The 17,056-nt window shown below is 51.2% G+C and carries 16 protein-coding genes; 3 read left to right on the forward strand and 13 right to left on the reverse strand.

Annotated features, from left to right (window positions below):
- Positions 1-17: 17 nt before the first annotated feature.
- On the reverse strand, positions 18-1,079 hold the full coding sequence (locus ACFQI7_RS16090) for a M42 family metallopeptidase (RefSeq protein WP_218097915.1): 1,062 nt from the start codon (positions 1,077-1,079) through the stop codon (positions 18-20).
- An 88-nt stretch (positions 1,080-1,167) separates the two neighbouring features.
- Between ACFQI7_RS16090 and ACFQI7_RS16095 the strand changes: the two genes are divergently transcribed.
- Both ACFQI7_RS16095 and ACFQI7_RS16100 read left to right on the forward strand, forming a co-directional pair.
- On the forward strand, positions 1,168-1,497 hold the full coding sequence (locus ACFQI7_RS16095; RefSeq protein WP_218097916.1) for an ASCH domain-containing protein: 330 nt from the start codon (positions 1,168-1,170) through the stop codon (positions 1,495-1,497).
- A 127-nt stretch (positions 1,498-1,624) separates the two neighbouring features.
- Positions 1,625-2,056, forward strand: coding sequence for a hypothetical protein (locus tag ACFQI7_RS16100; protein ID WP_218097917.1), 432 nt, complete (start codon positions 1,625-1,627; stop codon positions 2,054-2,056).
- A 15-nt stretch (positions 2,057-2,071) separates the two neighbouring features.
- Here ACFQI7_RS16100 and ACFQI7_RS16105 read toward each other — a convergent pair whose 3' ends face one another.
- From ACFQI7_RS16105 to ACFQI7_RS16160, 12 genes are all read right to left on the reverse strand, one after another.
- On the reverse strand, positions 2,072-2,362 hold the full coding sequence (locus tag ACFQI7_RS16105) for a Dabb family protein (protein WP_218097918.1): 291 nt from the start codon (positions 2,360-2,362) through the stop codon (positions 2,072-2,074).
- 28 nt (positions 2,363-2,390) lie between these two features.
- Entirely contained in the window at positions 2,391-3,950 is a 1,560-nt protein-coding gene (locus ACFQI7_RS16110) for an ABC-F family ATP-binding cassette domain-containing protein (protein ID WP_218097919.1), read from the reverse strand.
- A gap of 135 nt (positions 3,951-4,085) precedes the next feature.
- Positions 4,086-4,481, reverse strand: coding sequence for an NUDIX hydrolase (locus ACFQI7_RS16115; protein WP_218097920.1), 396 nt, complete (start codon positions 4,479-4,481; stop codon positions 4,086-4,088).
- Positions 4,482-4,812: 331 nt separating this feature from the next.
- Positions 4,813-7,872: an FIMAH domain-containing protein gene (locus tag ACFQI7_RS16120; RefSeq protein WP_218097921.1), complete on the reverse strand. Its 3,060-nt coding sequence runs from the start codon at positions 7,870-7,872 to the stop codon at positions 4,813-4,815.
- 277 nt (positions 7,873-8,149) lie between these two features.
- Positions 8,150-9,436, reverse strand: coding sequence for an extracellular solute-binding protein (locus ACFQI7_RS16125; RefSeq protein ID WP_218097922.1), 1,287 nt, complete (start codon positions 9,434-9,436; stop codon positions 8,150-8,152).
- 72 nt (positions 9,437-9,508) lie between these two features.
- Positions 9,509-10,597 carry a Gfo/Idh/MocA family protein gene (locus ACFQI7_RS16130; protein WP_218097923.1) on the reverse strand — a complete coding sequence of 363 codons (1,089 nt, stop codon included), beginning with the start codon at positions 10,595-10,597 and terminating at the stop codon, positions 9,509-9,511.
- A gap of 44 nt (positions 10,598-10,641) precedes the next feature.
- A complete protein-coding gene (locus ACFQI7_RS16135; RefSeq protein ID WP_218097924.1) occupies positions 10,642-11,622 on the reverse strand; it encodes a Gfo/Idh/MocA family protein in 981 nt (326 codons plus the stop codon).
- Positions 11,609-12,370 carry a sugar phosphate isomerase/epimerase family protein gene (locus ACFQI7_RS16140; RefSeq protein ID WP_218097925.1) on the reverse strand — a complete coding sequence of 254 codons (762 nt, stop codon included), beginning with the start codon at positions 12,368-12,370 and terminating at the stop codon, positions 11,609-11,611. The genes ACFQI7_RS16135 and ACFQI7_RS16140 overlap by 14 nt, the downstream gene beginning before the upstream one ends.
- Positions 12,367-12,753 (reverse strand): cupin domain-containing protein, encoded by a 387-nt coding sequence (locus ACFQI7_RS16145; protein WP_218097926.1) that lies wholly within the window; start codon positions 12,751-12,753, stop codon positions 12,367-12,369. The genes ACFQI7_RS16140 and ACFQI7_RS16145 overlap by 4 nt, the downstream gene beginning before the upstream one ends.
- A 37-nt stretch (positions 12,754-12,790) precedes the next feature.
- The gene (locus tag ACFQI7_RS16150) at positions 12,791-13,621 is read right to left on the reverse strand and encodes a phosphoenolpyruvate hydrolase family protein (RefSeq protein WP_218097927.1); all 831 of its coding nucleotides are present in this window, start codon (positions 13,619-13,621) and stop codon (positions 12,791-12,793) included.
- 19 nt (positions 13,622-13,640) lie between these two features.
- On the reverse strand, positions 13,641-14,882 hold the full coding sequence (locus tag ACFQI7_RS16155) for a Tm-1-like ATP-binding domain-containing protein (protein ID WP_218097928.1): 1,242 nt from the start codon (positions 14,880-14,882) through the stop codon (positions 13,641-13,643).
- Between the two features lie 42 nt (positions 14,883-14,924).
- On the reverse strand, positions 14,925-16,028 hold the full coding sequence (locus ACFQI7_RS16160; protein WP_218097929.1) for a glycoside hydrolase family 172 protein: 1,104 nt from the start codon (positions 16,026-16,028) through the stop codon (positions 14,925-14,927).
- Between the two features lie 338 nt (positions 16,029-16,366).
- Here ACFQI7_RS16160 and ACFQI7_RS16165 point away from each other — a divergent pair, with 338 nt between their 5' ends.
- Positions 16,367-17,029 (forward strand): GntR family transcriptional regulator, encoded by a 663-nt coding sequence (locus ACFQI7_RS16165; protein WP_218097930.1) that lies wholly within the window; start codon positions 16,367-16,369, stop codon positions 17,027-17,029.
- Positions 17,030-17,056 lie beyond the last annotated feature (27 nt).

Raw genomic sequence — 17,056 nt, forward strand, 5'->3', positions numbered from 1 at the left:
TCTGGCTGCACTGCATTTTATTGCTTGTCGTAGCCCGCTGCCGGCTCCATGACATATGCGGCAAGCAGCGTCGTCGTATGGCGTATGCCGTCCAAATGCGTTCGCTCCATGGCATGGGATGCGTGTACCCCGGGGCCGATCAATGCGGCACGAATGTTGTTGCCGCCCCGGAGCGCCGCGGAAGCGTCCGAGCCGTATTGCGGATAAATGTCCACCGCATAGGACAATTGTTCGCTCTCCGCAAGCTCGATCAACCTGGAGGTCATGGCGTAATCGTATGGCCCGGAAGAATCTTTCGCACAGATTGAGACGTCAAATTCGGTACAGCTCAGATCGTCGCCCATCGCCCCCATATCGACGGCAATCATCTCGCTGATCTCGCCGGGAATCCAGGCGGCTCCGTGCCCTACTTCCTCGTAGGTGCTGATCAATATTTTCAGTGTATACGCCGGCTGCAGCTTCTCCCGTTTCAACCATTCGAGCAAACCGAAGATGGCAGCAACGCCGGCTTTATCGTCAAGATGGCGCGATTTGACGAAGCCGTTTGCTTTAAATTCCGTTCGAGGCTGAAAGGAGATGATATCGCCTACACGAATGCCTAGCGCTTTGACATCGTCCGCATTGCGTACTTGTTCATCCAGCCTTACTTCCATTACCGTTTCTTCCCGCTTCATCTCGCGCGCATCGGGGTACACATGCACCGACGGCTTCGTCGTCATGATCGTCCCGTCATACACGTTGCCATTCCGCGTATGCACCTGGCAATATTCGTTTTCCACAGAGCCGAGCATGTAGCCGCCAACCAACGTGAAGCGCAGCGCGCCGTTCGCTTTAATCGACCGTACCATCGCACCCAGCGTATCGACGTGCCCGGATATGCCGATGACGCGCTCGCTGCTTGTGCCCGGCACGGTGATGATCCCGCAGCCTTTGGGGGTGAAGCTCATTTCGTACCCGAGTTTATTCGCTTCCGCTGCCAATTTGTTCATGACGTCCCCGCAATAACCGCTCGGACTTGGCGTGGACAGTAGCAGTTGTAACAGTTCCTTCACATAATCCATTTGAATCCGTTGTTTCATCGCGATTCATGCCTCCGTTATTTGATTCTCGTGTCATTTTCGTGTAAGCTACGTTAGGATTCTAACTTAAAGGAGGTTACAACAAACGATGTCTGAAACTTTGCCACCGAAAACCTGTAGTATCGACCGTCTTGTTACCAAAGAAGACGATGTTGCGAAAGTGCTTAGCGGCGAAAAGACCGCAACCCGCCGGAACGGCCGATATGCCGATCCGGGCGAAATTATGGAACTGAACGGCCGCCAATTCGAGGTAACCAAAGTGTACCAGCAGTCGCTTGGCGAATTGACCGACGAAGCGGTGAAAACCGAAGGCTTCGCGAATGTCGATGAGTATAAAAATTATATTTTATCGATGCATGCCGGCATGCCTTGGCTTCCGCAAATGAAAGTCTGGGTACACGAATTCCGCGCGATCTAAAGATACAAAAACAGTGCAGCGGGCAAACGGACGCACGCCATCCGCGCTTATCGGTCTGCGGTTGGCCGTGGGCAAGTGCCTGCTGCACTGATTCAGTTTTTAATTAAGGCTTGGAGGCTTCTCACCCATGTATCCTTGGATCGTATTCATTCATTCCGTCAGCGCGATGGTATCCATCGGACCGTTCTTCGTGCTGATCCCCATGCTTCGCAAGCTGCAGACCGCGGAAGGCGAGCTGAAATCTTCCTACCTGGACTCTTTTCACTTTGTCGTCCGATTATCCAAACACGCCGGTCATGTCCTTGTCTTCTCCGGATTGCTACTCATGTGGCTCGGCCGCTGGCCGTGGACGACCCCTTATATCGCGGGAACGTTCGTCGTTCTGTTCGCCTCGCTTTTTTTCATGGCACGGGCCTTTTCCCCGACGATCCGCAAACTCCGGCAGCCTGAGAACGACCATCCGGCCCTGCTGCGAAAGCTGAGACGATCGCTTTACTTATATTTGTTCGTGCTGTTCGTTATGCTGTGGCTCATGATGATGAAGCCCCTGCTGTGGTAACCATTGCGCCGTGGATCAGCTTTCAAAATCGACGCAAACGCTCGTTCCATCCAGCACCTGCTTCATATGCGCTTTGACTTCCATATGAAGCGGGTGAACGTCGTATTTCTGCAGGTCGTCCAGCGAATCGAATTTCGTAATCAACGCAATGTCATAAGACCGGTCCTGATGAAGCACGTCCATGCCAACTTCGATATGCCGGAGGTACGGAATTTTTCCTTCCATGTTCTTCAGTACATCGTAAGTCACTTTGACGGATTCCGGGGATCGGTCTTTTAATTTGAAAAATACAACATGGGTAATCATTCTCGGCTCGACTCCTCTACCATTATCTTTATTTCACAGCGTTGGCCGCGGACCATTGTTCCACGTCCCATACTTTCGTAACCCAATCCTCGTAAAATTCCGGCTCGTGGCACACGAGCAGCACCGTGCCCTTATATTCTTTCAGCGACCGCTTCAGTTCGTCTTTCGCCGCAACGTCCAAGTGATTGGTCGGCTCGTCGAACAAAATCCAGTTGCTTTCCCGCATGAGCAGTTTGCACAGGCGCACTTTGGCTTGCTCTCCGCCGCTGAGACTGCTTAAAGGACGCGTAATGTGCTCATTGGTTAATCCGCACCGCGCCAGTGCCGCGCGCACCTCATGCTGATTCATATGGGAGAACTCATTCCATACATCGTCAATCGGCGTCAGATTCGGCGCCTTTACTTCCTGCTCGAAGTAGGACGGATACAAGAAATCGCCCAGATACGTTTTGCCGCTGAACGGCTCTATTTTACCCAAAATTGTTTTCAGCAGCGTCGATTTCCCTACGCCGTTGCAGCCGACGATCGCAATTTTGTCGCCTCGCTCAATCGACATGTTCATTTTCGGAAGAAGGGCATGCGAGTATCCGATTTCCATGTCTTTTCCCTCAAACACGAGACGGCCGCTGGCGCGCGATTCCTTAAACACGAACGTCGGCTTCAGCGCCTCCTCCGGGCGGTCGATGCGATCGATCCGTTCCAGCTGCTTTTGACGGCTTTTGGCCCGGCCGGATGTGGAATACCGCGCCTTATTGCGCTGTATGAAATCTTCCTGCTTCTTGATATATTCCTGCTGCTTTTCATAAGCGTCGATATGCTGCTGCTTGTTGATATCGGCCATTTGCAAAAATTTCTCATAATTGGCCGTATAACGCGTCAGTTTCGCAAACTCCAGATGATAAACGACGCTGACGACTTTATTCATAAATTCCGTATCATGGGAAATCAGCATGAATGCGTAAGGATAATTTTGCAAATAATCCGTGAGCCATTCGATATGCTCCACGTCCAAATAGTTGGTCGGCTCGTCCAAAAGCAGCACCGTAGGCTGTTCGAGCAAAAGCTTGGCGAGCAGCACTTTTGTCCGCTGTCCGCCGCTGAGCTGCGCCACGTCGCGGTCCAATCCAATGGCAGCCAGGCCGAGACCGTTAGCCATTTCCTCCACTTTCACGTCAAGCAAATAAAAGCCGCTGTTTTCCAGCCGGTCTTGAATTTCGCCCATCTGTTCAAGCAGCAGTTCCAGCTGCTCGGGATCGGCATCCGCCATCTGTTCCGTTATGCCGTTCAGCTCCTTCTCGAGCTCGAACAGCGGCAAAAACGCATCTTTCAGTACTTCCCTGACGGTTTTGCCCGGGGTCAGCTTCGTGTGCTGATCCAAATAGCCGTAATTCACTTTCGGCGTCCATTCCACTTTCCCGGTATCCTTGAGCAATTGACCGGTTAATATATTCATCAGCGTCGATTTGCCGACGCCATTCGCCCCTACCAGACCTACATGCTCGCCCGGCAGCAGGCGGAACGATACGTTTTTGAACAACACTCTGCCACCAAAACTGTGACTTAACTCTTCAACCGTTAACAAGCTCATGAAAATTTGATTTCCCCTGTCCTTGAAAAGTAACTTATATAGTATAACATTAGAAACGATAAGTAATCTAGATGAGATTACGTTTCGAATGTTTCAAGGAAATTTACCGATTTAACGCGGTCGCTCCTCCTCGCATTACTTCGATCCAGTCTCGAGAAAAGTCAATACCCGCTTTACTTCCGGATGATCGGCCACTTCATTGACAGGAAACCATTGCAAGTCAACTAATTCCTGTTCGCTCTCGCCTAGTTCGGGATCGCTGCCCAGTTGTGCCGTACCGCCGATGATTTTTCCAAAATAGCAGTAATAAGTGCCATTTATTTTCGCACTGAAATATTCGCACACTTGATCCGTGATTTCGATTTCAAGTTCCGTCTCTTCCTTCGTTTCCCGAATGGCACATTGCGACGGTGATTCGCCGGCTTCTATTCTCCCGCCGGGGAAGGTCCAGAACGTCTCATCCTTGTAAGTTTGTCTTACCATTAAAATCATGCCGTCATTGACGATCGCGGCGCAGCTTCGGTTTGCCATACTCCGAATCTCCTCTCCTCTTCTGTAGTAAAGCGGAATGGAATGATCATACACAAGTATACAACAATTTTTTGCGTTTCTGCTGCACTCGGATTGATCCCTGTATACCCCTATGCATCCCAAATCATGAATGGTCGATGCGGCCGTAACAAAACATGCAGCCAATCGATACGAACGTCATAAAAACCGGGCAGCCTGTCGTGGGCTGCCCGGTTTTTATACAATTTAGCTGTGATGCGGTTCAATAGTTCTTAAGTTTCTGCCTTTTCGGTTGCCCGCTGGATTCCCATTTCCGGATCGCATTCCTTATCATTGTCGGGCATGCATCGTCTTATGAAGTCCATTGTCGCCGCAGATCGGAAATAGCGGTCTGCAGCAAACGACGGGCATCTTCGAATTCCGGATCGCTCAGACGGGTATCGTTCAGGTCATCGACAAATTTTCGAATAAATTGTTCCGCTTTAACGTGATCTCCCTTATCGCGGTGATGACTCGCCTGGCGCAAGCTGTTATCCAACTGGCGGTAAAGCTGTTCGTCCAAAAGCCCCGTTGAGCGGTATTCCGATAGTTGGCCTGCGATCGCCGGAACCGTTGCAATAACTTGTATCGATACCGGCTCCGATGCAACTGTCGTTCCGTCCAGCGTCACTTCAGCACGGACATCTGTCCGGCCCGGAGAAAGTGCAATCTCATGACCGTACACGTCAACCGATACGACTTGCGGATTGCTCGACACATACCGGACGGTTGCCGCCTCGAGTTTTGCCGGCTTGCCGTTCGCCAGCATCCCCTTCAGCCTAAGATCGGTCGATCCGTTCCAGGGAAGAACGGGTTCGTACACGGCGATTTGGACGGACTGCAGTTTAACCGGGACCTTGAAAATATCTTTGCCGGACAAGGAGTAATATACGCTTCCATCTTTGTCGAGCGCGATCACGTTCGCTTTCGGAGACAACTGATCGAAATCCAGCGTAGCCGGATCAATGACCGTGATCGCTCCCCCGATCGTCGAGTAAATATAGCCGTCATCGCCGAAAATCAGGTCGAAAGGGCGCCAGCTGCCCGAATTGTCCAAGTTCGGAGAATAGAGCGTACGACTTTTGACAACGCCCAGCGTAACCGGATCGAGCGCAAAGACGGCGCTTCCAGTCGCCCCCCATACAAGTCCGTCCGGTCCGATGGCAAGATTGCCGATCATCGGCGGCTTATGTCCGGGAAGCTCCAGATTGCGCTCGAGCAATTTCCGCTCGCCTGCAACATCCCATACGAATAGCTTAGCTTCCGATTCCGTCGGCGTTATGCCCAATCCTCCCTTGATGGTGGTACTTCCGTACAACTTTCCGTCACTGTAAGCCAAACCGGTTATGCTTTGGTTATGGACGAGTTCGGAGTTTTCGTATTCTTTCCATTTATTTGAGCCCGCATCGTAGATAGTTAACTTTCCTCCCAGGTGCCCGTAATCAGGGATCGTACCGATAAACAGCTTATTGTCGCCGGATGCGAATACATACGGCCGGTCCTGTTCCCGAATGTCATAAGCACGGTACGGATTGTTGCCGGACGCGGTGCCGTACTGCCAAGGCCGCGCCGGATCGTATTCGAAAATTTGCGCTCCTCCGTACATCCCGAAATAAACTTTCCCGTTCAAAAATCCGACGCTTTCCGGCTGCAGCGTATGGAATTGTTGAACTTTAAAGCGTTTTTCGTCCGGATCGTAGACACTCACGCCCTGGTGATAGCCCCCGATATACAGCATTCCGTCCGGCCCTGATTTTAACGAATGCGTCTGAACAGGCGAACCGGGCACTTCCAGATTCACCGCAGTCGATCTACCGCTTACGGGGTCGAACAGAAAACTGTCGCCGTAAGACGTGACTCCCGCAAGCACGGTTTTACCGGCGAATTCTCCTGCAGCGGCGCGAACCCAGCCTAGCGTTTTCATCGCCGTAGTGGCCATGGACGGCAGCATGCCGGCCTCTTGGCGGGCACCCGAATCAAGACGGTAACTGCAAATTTTGCTGCCGCTCGTATAGTAAACGAGATTTGTCTCGTCTGGAGAAGGAGGCGAGATTTGTCCGCCAAATCCGAACGAATCGAGCGGCTGGAACGTTTCCTCGTCCAGCACGTATAGAGATCCCGCCGTTGCAAACAGTTTCCCGCCGTATGCGTGAACGTCGGATATGAATGTGCTTTGGGTCGGAATCACGATCTCCGTCTTCCCGCCGGTCGTCCGGTCATACCGGATCACGACCCGCGGTTCCTCACCAGCGTATGTACCCAAACCGGCGTATATGTACCGGTCGGTTACCCCGAGACCGCGGACATATTCTTTCCCCGGCACCATCGTTCCCAAATCCCGAAACCGGTTTGTCTCTGTATCATATTCGAACATTTTGCCTTTCGGGTATACCGCACCGTACAAATAACGGCCGTCAGGCGTGGCATCAATATCCCACACAAAGCTGCCCGAAGGGTTCAACCCGAGATCCGTTATGTTCCGCTCACTCGGAGAATACCGGAAAAGCCGGCCGGTTTCCGAACTGGCAAAATAAACGTTACCGTTCGGCGAGTATGTCATCCCCCATACGATGCTTGCTCCCGTAACCTGCTGGGAGAAACGCCTTTCCCCCGTCACGGCATCCAGCGCATAGAACGTACCCGGAGCGCCGTTAGCAAAAAAATAAGATTCCGGCGTACCGTCTTTCCCCGTCCCGATGGCGGCCGACTGCCCCAGCTTGTTCAGCACGGCGTCAGGGATCGTTTGAATCGGACCAAACTTTTGTCTCAATAAACTCTCTCCCTTTTTTATCAGCTTAATATCGTCAAAATTGCACAAGCAGGTCGTTTTCGCCCCCGAATACGGCAGCACCCGCACGCCTGCAGCACCTTCCGGTACCGTTCCTTCCACAATGGCCGGTACCCACTGTCCGGATGTCGGACCGCCGGTCCATGATGTGGCATAACTGTGATGCTTTCCTTCGGCGTTAACGAACTCCATGTACAGGATAGCCGTCCCTTGTTCGACCCGGATATACGCCTCGGACCGGAACCGCTCCCCAGGCTGTGCCGCAATGATGGCGCTCCATGCTCCACCGTTCAGCGTAGCCGACTGATCGTCTACTCTCAGACTGTAACGGCCGCTTTTATAAACATCGCCCGATACAGCGGCTCCTCCCGCACGGACCGGAATCCATCCCGGAATTATTCCATTTGTCGGCTCCTGTTCAAACCCGGGATTTTCAAGCAAATTGTCCGCTGCCGCTTCAGCCGTAACCTGATTTTCGTTCCACCCCGCCGATTCTTCGTTGTCAGCGAACGCTTGAGTACTTAATAACATGACCGCTACCAATACGAAAACAAGCAAACCGGCAAGCCGAGATCGCTTCATCATCAGTCCTCCCTGCTTCTTAATAGGAACTCGGATTTCAAGGAAATACGGGAAAGCTGTCCAGCTTTTCTCGGATTCATTATTTCATACATATGGTATCGCTTCAATGTATTTCCAGCGTCTTAAATAAGCCCAAAAATAATCGTTCCCCTGCGGCGTTCAGCCTGATGCAGTATTCAAAAACTGCGAAGATCTATCGCCGCTTGCCTTAAATCAAAAACGCGCCCCTGCAAAAATGGCAGGGACGAGTTTTTGATTGTGCACATCCACATGTAATCGTTTACTTATTAGCCGCCAGTTCCGTCGCAATTTTTTGATTGGCACGTTCCTCCGCTTCGCGAAGCGCGGTGTTCACATCTTTCCCCTGAAGAATGGCACTCATGATGTTTCCGATCTCGGCACCGGCGATATCCGTGTATTTGTTGGAAGGCAATATGGAGGCGGATTTTATCGAAAGGGCGCCTTTTATATTTTTACCCGCCAATCCTGGAACGTCCGCTCCGAACAATTGTTTATATTTCGGATCGTTCAAGGAAGACAACCTTCCCATTCTAGCCGCACGCACTTGATTTTCGTCACTAAGAATCGCCGTGATCGCCTGGAAAGCTTCTTCCTTATGCTGGCTGGCCGAAGTAATGACAAGCATATGAGATTCTGTTCGGAGTCCGATTCCCGGTCTTTCCGCAAATACCGGGTAAGACGCAATGTCCCAGTTCAACTCCTTGTTTTCTATCGCGCGGGTCACGATCGAGAACCAATCGGCCAGCATCGCAAGCGTATTGTTTTTCATAAAATTATCGCGCGCTTTCCCTACCTCCTTATTGCCTGGAGGAATCTCCTTTACCGCTTTCCACATGGTGAAAAATCGTTTGAAGCCATCTGCAGTGAACGTTGCCTTATTCGTTTTATAGTCGATGACCGGGAGCGACATCTGGGATATTTCGAGATTATCCAGACCGTAATACGTCACATTATTTTCCACTCTGCCGATTTTTTTCCCGAGCTCGACCGCATCTTCCCAGGTCATCCCGTCTTTTGGGTAAGGGACGCCGAATCGGTCAAAAATGTTTTTGTTATAGTACAGTACGCCGGTGTTTAACGAAAAGGGCAGTGCCGCCAGTACGTTTCCGAGATTGCTCCTGATCTTGATCGTTTCGATCGCTTGTTGGTCGAATTTGCCCAAATCGACGTTATACTTCTTTACCAGCTCCGTAAGATCGTAAGGGACGTCAAGCTTATGAAAAAACGGCAGTTGAACGTCCGCCGAGTAAATCATATCCGGCAAATCTCCCGCAGCGACCATTTGCTCCAAACCGTAGCCGGTCGGTGCCGTGAAAAATTCAAGCGTAATGTGAGGATATTTCTTTTGCACGGGGTCCGTTAACAGCATCTTGACTTCGTCTTGAGATATTGTCGCGCCGTGCTGCAATATTTTCAATGTAACCGGTTGCTGGGATGCGCTTGACTTGCCTGGCTCGGATGCGCTATCGCCCCCTTTACTGCACCCGGACGCCGAGATGACTACAGCCGCACAAACGAGGCTGGTGCAAAGCTTTTTGATTACCATCCTGATTCCCCCAATTTGTATTTGAAGGTGGTTCCTTCTTCTGAAGGAAAAATGGCCGTATGCGGCTGCCACTTACGAGTTAAGTACGGCTACTGTACCTTCCGGCGTATTACGGTAAGCTTCGAGCAGTTTGAGAATTTCAAGCGACTCCTCCAACGTTCCTTTTCTCGGCGGTTCGCCTCCAAGGACGCTTTCGCAAAAATGCAGCACTTCCGGCACATAGCCGAGGTAAAAAATATTTTTGTTGTACAGTTGACCCAGCGAAAATTCCGGCTCCCAATGCAGCGGCGCGCTTTCGGTATCCACCATATAGGACCTTGATCTTCCGTATTCGGGAGGTTTGGCTTTGCGGTAATATGTTACCTTAACTCCATTGTCGACAACGACGTTCGCGCCCTTGCCAATCACTTCCAACCGCTCCAGCGGACTTGCGCCCGATTGTCCTGCGGTCATATGCATGGTTCCAATCGCTCCGGAAACAAATCTCATATTTGTAACGGTCCCGCCGTTAAACGGCTCTCTTTCATACGATAAATGACTGATTTTCCCCATCAAGTAATGAATGATCGAGCCCGGGTGAAAAATATGGTCAACCAGGCTTGTGATTCTCGTTAAATCGGACCGTTCGGCGAACGGCGGCATATGCTGCGGATAACGGATGTAGATCGAAGACGGCTGTCCGAACTCCGGTGCAGAGATGATTTGATTCACTTTCTCGATCGCGGGAAAAAAAATTTTTTTCAACCCGGTCATCACGTATTTGTTGTTGGCATTGCTGGCATCGATCAACTGCCGCACTTCATCGGTGGTGGCGGCCGTCGGCTTTTCCATCCAGACATGCGCTCCGAACTTCAGCACATCCAGGGCAAGATCCGTTGCCTGCACCCGGCCGTCGGGATGGTAAGACGTGACGATAAATACCGCATCCGGCCGCTCGCGTTCGAGCATCTCTAGATGGTCGGTATAATGGTTTCGCGCACCGAATTGACGTGCGAAAGCCGCTGCACGTTCGCCGTTGATATCGCAGATGGCTGCCAAATCTACTGGGGCGTATTGAAATGTCGGGTAAACGTTACGGAAAGAATGTCCTCCGGCGCCGATAAAACAAATCTTCAATTTCCGGTCGTATTCGAAATTGTACTTGACTTTGGAATTGTCCATATGGTTTTTGCCTCCGATTTAAACGGTTTCGCCCGCAGTTCGATTTATTTGCTTTCCTCATAAATGACCTTGACAACCTCGCCGTTCTCCGCCGATCTTTTGATCGCTTCATAAAAAACCATGCTTTTATAGCTTTCATAAATGTTGGATCTTGTTGATCTCTTGCACCGTACCGCTTCAAGGAAGTCGGCGATTTCCGCCAAATGCCCCGTTTCATTCCCGCTGTCTCCGCTGCTTATAAAGGTCGGCGGTTCCCGCCACTCTACGGCCTTGCCGTCCTCGGCAATTTTCCAGCAGGAGGAGTTATGGATGCTCATAAAGTTTCCGCCCTCCAGCGTAATTTCCACTTCTTCCGTAGGCAGCTCGTACGTTCTTCCGCAATTGAAGCTCAGCGAGCCGATGGCACCGCTTACAAATTTGACGCTAACCGCATAAGCGTTTGGACCTTTGCTGAAGCTGAACACTTCGCTTATATCTCCGAACAGGTATGGAGTAAGGTCGATCATATGGATCGCAAAGTCCAATAAAAAGAAAGATCTGGGCGAATCGTTGCTGTAGGGCGCCGACGCATAATCGACGGAAATCGCGTAATGTTTGGAGGAATCAAACGACGCCAGCCATTTCTTCGCGCGATTGTAGGCTACATTATAGCGTTTTTTAAAAGCGGTTGTACACAGCACCCCGGTTTCTTGGGAGATTCGCGCCATCTCCAGCGCCATAGCGGCATCGGGTGCGGACGGCTTCTCCGTATACACGGGAAAACCGAGTTTCATCAGCTTGATCGCCATTTCATAATGTTGTTCCGGCCCGATACAAACGATGACCGCATCCGGTTTTTCGATCTCCAGCATTTCGTCAACTTTCGAATACGGCCGGCTGCCATATCGTACGGCGTTCGTCTCGGCTTTCGATAAATCCTTATCGCAGACGCCGACCAGTTGGCCGCCCCCGGTTCCGAGATATGGATAAATCCGCTTTGAAGACAATCTGCCGGCCCCGATCACGCAAACTTTAATTTCGTCCATTCGGCAGCGCCTCCTGTATTCGGTTGATATATTGGAACGCATCAGCCAAATAGGTCAGTGTGTTTTCCTTATCCTTCACTTCCATCTCGATGACGTACGCTCCGGAATATCCGGCATGATGCATGTGCTCAAGCAAGCCGGTCAGATCAATTTCACCTTTTCCGAAAGGTACCGATTGCCCGCCGATCTGGTCTTTAATATGGACAAGGGCGATGGAATCACCCAGAAGCTCGCAGCCTTGCCGCCAGGAAACGCCTGCCGTATGAAAATGTCCGACCTCAAGCAGCGTCTTCATCCGGTCATCGCCGATTCCTTCGATCACCTCCCGGTAGTCTTCGATCGTCGAGATCGCGCTGCCCGCATGATTTTGTAAAACCGGCGTAACCGGAAGATGCTCCGTCGCATCGAGAAACGCTTTTGCGGTTCGAATATACAGCTCCTGACTCTTCGCTTTGAACAAAACAACTTTGACTCCCAGCTTCGCCGCAAATTGTGCCGCCCTAACGGCGTCCTGCAGCGATTCATTCGATAGACCGGTCACGGCAGGCAAATGAAAGGAGTAGTAACGTACCCCGAACCGCCTGGAAATGTCCAAATAGCGCGAGGGGGCAAGACGAGTTTCAAATGCCGATCGAACCCAACCGGTAAAAATCTCGAACTGCCTAAACCCGATGGAGGAATAATGCGATAAGACTTCCTCCAATTCCATATCCGGATTGCAGCACGGGCTTGCTACAAGCCGGTTCAAGATTGCCCCATTTCGACCGATTCGCCGATCGTATCTCTCCAGGCCGAATCGAATACGACCATCACGACCGCTTCCGTGTCTTGCATATTTTCCGCATGATGCCACACGCCTTGCGGTATAACGATAGAGTCGCCCGGATTCATGACGACCATTTCACCGCCCGGCAGCGTGTGCCGAATAACGCCGGAAACGACATGCAGCACTTCCGTACAATTCGGATGCATATGTTGGGGATTTCCTCTGCCCGGGTTGAACGTTACTCTGCCGATCGTCATCGTCTCGCTGGTTCCCCCTCGCCCGCTGATGAGCCATTGCAGTGTTCCCCAATCTTCCTTGTGTACGGGAATTTCGCTGTTCGTAACAACAGCAGCAAAGTTGTTCATTCTCCCTGACTCCTATCATCTAAATTTATAAGTCGAATCATTTCATGGTGATTGTCGTAAACCGACGTATTTGTTCGGTAATGGCCTTTTCCGTCGGGAGCCGCTCCATACTGGATGCTCCGTAAAAGCCGTCCACTCCGGCTGTACGCCGAAGCACGTATTCCACGTCTTCCGGCTCTGAAATTTCACCTCCATGGCACAGCACGATCACTTCCGGGTTGACCTTCTTGGCCGCAACCGCAATTTCCTGCACTTTGGCAGGGGTATCCTCCAAGGAAAGCGCGGTCTTCGCACCGATCGCTCCCTTGGTCGTCAAACCCATATGAGCCACAATAATGTCAGCCCCCGCTTTCGCCATCCGTTCCGCCTCGTCCGGGTTGAATACATAAGGGGAGGTCAACAGCTCCAGCTCCCTGGCTTTTCGGATCATCTCGACTTCCAGCTGATAGCTCATGCCGGTCTCTTCCAGATTTTTCCGGAACATCCCGTCGCATAATCCGACCGTGGGGAAATTTTGCACGCCGGCAAATCCGGTATCGCGAATTTGGCGCAAAAAATGATCCATGTTGCGAAACGGATCGGTCCCGCACACCCCGGCAAGCACCGGCGTCTGCTTCACGATCGTAAGCACTTCTCCCGCCATTTCCATTACGATGGCATTCGCATCGCCGTAAGGCATCAATCCGGCTAACGAGCCTCGTCCAGCCATACGGAATTTGCCGGAGTTATAAATGACGATCAGATCGGCCCCGCCGCTCTCCTCGCATTTTGCGGAAATGCCCGTGCCTGCCCCCGCTCCGATAACGGGTTCGCCTGCGGCGATTTTGCGCTTGAGAGACTTAATGATTTCGCTTCTGGATATTGGCATAACTTGTAATCCATCCTCCCTATGAGCTAATGCTGCACCTTTTGCTTTTTATCATTTCAAGCAATAATTCCACCGCCGCATCGGCGAATGCAGGATCGTTGATGTTGGCGTCGATCTCTGCAACCGGAATGTCTTTCCGGAGGTTGGACTTGAGTGCCGCAAACATCGCTCGATCCGCCTCAGGCCACCAAAAATCGTTGCCCTCGCTATCCAGGATGGATACTCCTTTTTGCGGCAGCAATACTTGAACAGGACCCTTCGCTGCATTGGCTTTTTCGGCAAATATTTGACCGAGCCTGGCGTTTTCCTCCACATTCGTTCTCATTAAAGTAACGGACGGGTTCCATACGACCAACTTTCGACTCCGGTATTGGAGTGGCACCGTCTCTTCGCCTCCGAAATTCACCATATCGATGCAGCCGGGAACGATGAGATGGGGAATCCCGGCTTCTCCGGCCGCTTCCAGACGGTGAGGTCCTGCCGTGAAAACGCCGCCGCATAATTCGTCCGCCCATTCGGTTGTCGTAATATCGAGCAGCGCGGCAACCATGCCGTCACGGACCAAATCCTCCATCGTTCTGCCGCCGGTGCCGGTGCAGTGAAACACAAGGCATTCGTACCCCGCTTGTGTCAACTGCTCCCTGCAGCGGTTAACACATTCCGTCGTATTGCCGAACATCGTAATGGCTACGATCGGTCTGTCGCTCTCCGACCGCGCCGATTCCGGCTCCATGTCCACCATGCCGCATATCGCTCCGGCCGCCTGCTCGTAAATGCTGCGGCTGATCCGATTCAAGCCGGCTACGTCGACAACCGACGGGAATAACGTAATATTTTTCGTATCCACAATCGCTCTCGTATCCCCGCTTGCTGCCGTCGATACGAGCACTTTCGGAACGGCGATCGGCAATCCCCTCATAGCGGCGCCAATCACGGAGGTTCCTCCGGTACCGCCCATACCGAGAATGCCTTGAAATTCCCCTTTCGCATACAGATCCCGAATGAGTGCCGATGCTCCCCGGCTCATCACTGTCATCGCCATGCCGCGATCCTGCCGCTCCCTCAAATCATGAACCGACGCGCCTGCTGCAGAGGCGACGGCATCCGCGTCCCAATCCGGTTCGACGTACCGCGCTGACCCCATCACACCGATATTGACCGTAACGACGGTGTGGCCGCGGCTTTCAATCCGTTGACGCACGAAAGCATATTCTTCGCCTTTCGTATCGAAAGTCCCGATTAATAAAATGCGTTTGGACATATGCAACCGTTCCCCCTTCATCCAATCAAGTGAAAACGCGAGTCAAATCACCTCAAGAAAATCGGCCTCCGGCATTGGCGGATGCGGCATATGCGGTTCGACTTGATACCAATAGGCAAGCGACGAGATATCATCCTGCAAAGGCAAATAGCGGCCCCCTGACGGCTCATGATTGCGCCAGCCCAACGCTTGAATCGTAACCCGCAAATCTTGCTTGAACCTGATCGGATCCATGATATGCCACCGATACATGCCGAACCGCTGCTGACTGCGATAAAGCCCGTCGGGACGAATCACCTGGGGCAATCCGAGAAATGCTGTAGAAAACTCGCTGTATCTTCCGTTTGCACCTTTAGGATACTCGAAGTTCCACGCTCCGCCGAAGTAATCTTCCGTCCCGGTGCCGCAGATCGTCGGAAACTCCCGGTCCCCGTCCATAAAAAACTTGATCTCGCCTTCGCCCCACCAGCCGTTATTATTAACTCCCCATGCGATATAGGTGCCTACATAATGGCCTTGACCTTTAATGTGATCGGCAATCGTATGAACTTCTTTATAAGGCAAAGGGTTGTTTCTGTTCCAATAAGCATGGAAATACGCAGCATCCTCGGGAATTTCGGTCAAAGTATACGTGATTTGAAAATACAGAACGACCGGCTCATCCCCCAGATTTTCCAGCGTCAATTTCGCCGATCGGCGAAACGGCATCTCCCAATAGCAGTTAAACCCTCCTTCCGGATTCGCGGCAACCGGCATGGAATTGACGTGGGCATACTCACACCATCCGTTGGAAAAGAAATCACCGTACGGAACCTGTATCGAGGCATCCTGCTCATCATCCCAGTACCCTCTGAAAACAAGCTTTCGCCAGTTTTTCTTATGAGTGGTCATCCAGATGTGCTGAATTGCACCCGGTCCCTCTATGTCGGCCAATGTAAACGTGGTCTTGCCGGGAATTACTACGGAGGGAGAGACTTTCCAGCCTTGCCCGAGTCCCCGAGCTGCATGGGCTCCCGTCCCGTCTGTCGCCATTCCGCCTTTGCCTTTCTCTCCGGTGAAATTTTCCGCACTGATGGATCTTGTCTCCGCGTTGGAAACCTTTGATAAGTTTCCGAGTCCCATCCCTAAACCATTAAAATCCGGCATTTCCCAACCCTCCAAATATAATGATATCGCTTTCACATTGAAGTCCAAGCGTGATGTCATTAGTTGATATTTGATACTTGATACTTCGCATGCGAATCATGCTTTTAAAAATTCCATAAAATACCATTTTGGAATTGGTAATTGTATAATGTATATTGTATAATTGACTGATAATTTAATTATATTTTCAACTTCGTTGGTCGTCAATATATAAATTCCACTTTTATGAAATTGTTTTTTTAACGTATATACATGATGAATCTCCCGCTATGACCTCATAATTGTGAGTGGCAGATGCTGTAAAACGGTGATATAGTAAAACCATGAGGTGACAAGGTATGCTTAAAAAATTGGGTAGAAAAGCGTTACGGCACGATGTCTACGATCAGTTGCTTCAAGCGATCGTATCCGGCGAATTTGAAGCAGGAGAACATCTCGACGAGAAGGAACTTGCGGATAATTTCGGGATCAGCCGCACCCCGCTTCGCGAAGCGATCAATCGCCTTGTTCATGACGGGCTTATTTTGGAAATTCCTTTTAAAGGGAGTTTTGTTCGGAAATTTACACCACAGGAAGTTAACGATATATACGAAGTAAGAAAGACGCTCGAAGTACTGGCCATATGTATGGCTGTTCGAAATATGTCGGAGGATGAATTGAACGAAATTACGGCCATCGTCAATAAAATCGCTGCGGCGCAAGAATCGGGTGACCTGCTCGCTTATTCCGAGCTCGATACGTCATTTCACGAAAAGCTTGCCTTGTTTTCCAGAAACAAGACGTTGGTGCGCATGCTAGAGTCGCTTGGCGTTCAGATCCGGGTCATCCGCCATATGGCCAACAAAAACAAAGAGGTCGTATCCCGGTCCCAATTCGAGAGGGTTCGCATATTGGAGGCGCTTCAGCAGCGCAATGAAGCGAAAGCAGCGGCGTTCATGGAGGAACATATCGATAATATCCGCCGTGACGTCGTCTCGATTCTGAACAATTCGTCAAAGTAAAAAAAGAAGAGGATCTTGGTCATAGCC

Source organism: Paenibacillus allorhizosphaerae, from assembly GCF_042659105.1.
Classification (GTDB): Bacteria; Bacillota; Bacilli; order Paenibacillales; family NBRC-103111; genus Paenibacillus_G; species Paenibacillus_G allorhizosphaerae.

Bases quoted from the DNA above. Each gene is read 5' to 3' on its own strand.
- ACFQI7_RS16090 (WP_218097915.1), bottom strand. From the start codon at position 1,079: ATGAAACAACGGATTCAAATGGATTATGTGAAGGAACTGTTACAACTG.
- ACFQI7_RS16095 (WP_218097916.1), top strand. From the start codon at position 1,168: ATGTCTGAAACTTTGCCACCGAAAACCTGTAGTATCGACCGTCTTGTT.
- ACFQI7_RS16100 (WP_218097917.1), top strand. From the start codon at position 1,625: ATGTATCCTTGGATCGTATTCATTCATTCCGTCAGCGCGATGGTATCC.
- ACFQI7_RS16105 (WP_218097918.1), bottom strand. From the start codon at position 2,362: ATGATTACCCATGTTGTATTTTTCAAATTAAAAGACCGATCCCCGGAA.
- ACFQI7_RS16110 (WP_218097919.1), bottom strand. From the start codon at position 3,950: ATGAGCTTGTTAACGGTTGAAGAGTTAAGTCACAGTTTTGGTGGCAGA.
- ACFQI7_RS16115 (WP_218097920.1), bottom strand. From the start codon at position 4,481: ATGGCAAACCGAAGCTGCGCCGCGATCGTCAATGACGGCATGATTTTA.
- ACFQI7_RS16120 (WP_218097921.1), bottom strand. From the start codon at position 7,872: ATGATGAAGCGATCTCGGCTTGCCGGTTTGCTTGTTTTCGTATTGGTA.
- ACFQI7_RS16125 (WP_218097922.1), bottom strand. From the start codon at position 9,436: ATGGTAATCAAAAAGCTTTGCACCAGCCTCGTTTGTGCGGCTGTAGTC.
- ACFQI7_RS16130 (WP_218097923.1), bottom strand. From the start codon at position 10,597: ATGGACAATTCCAAAGTCAAGTACAATTTCGAATACGACCGGAAATTG.
- ACFQI7_RS16135 (WP_218097924.1), bottom strand. From the start codon at position 11,622: ATGGACGAAATTAAAGTTTGCGTGATCGGGGCCGGCAGATTGTCTTCA.
- ACFQI7_RS16145 (WP_218097926.1), bottom strand. From the start codon at position 12,753: ATGAACAACTTTGCTGCTGTTGTTACGAACAGCGAAATTCCCGTACAC.
- ACFQI7_RS16150 (WP_218097927.1), bottom strand. From the start codon at position 13,621: ATGCCAATATCCAGAAGCGAAATCATTAAGTCTCTCAAGCGCAAAATC.
- ACFQI7_RS16155 (WP_218097928.1), bottom strand. From the start codon at position 14,882: ATGTCCAAACGCATTTTATTAATCGGGACTTTCGATACGAAAGGCGAA.
- ACFQI7_RS16160 (WP_218097929.1), bottom strand. From the start codon at position 16,028: ATGCCGGATTTTAATGGTTTAGGGATGGGACTCGGAAACTTATCAAAG.
- ACFQI7_RS16165 (WP_218097930.1), top strand. From the start codon at position 16,367: ATGCTTAAAAAATTGGGTAGAAAAGCGTTACGGCACGATGTCTACGAT.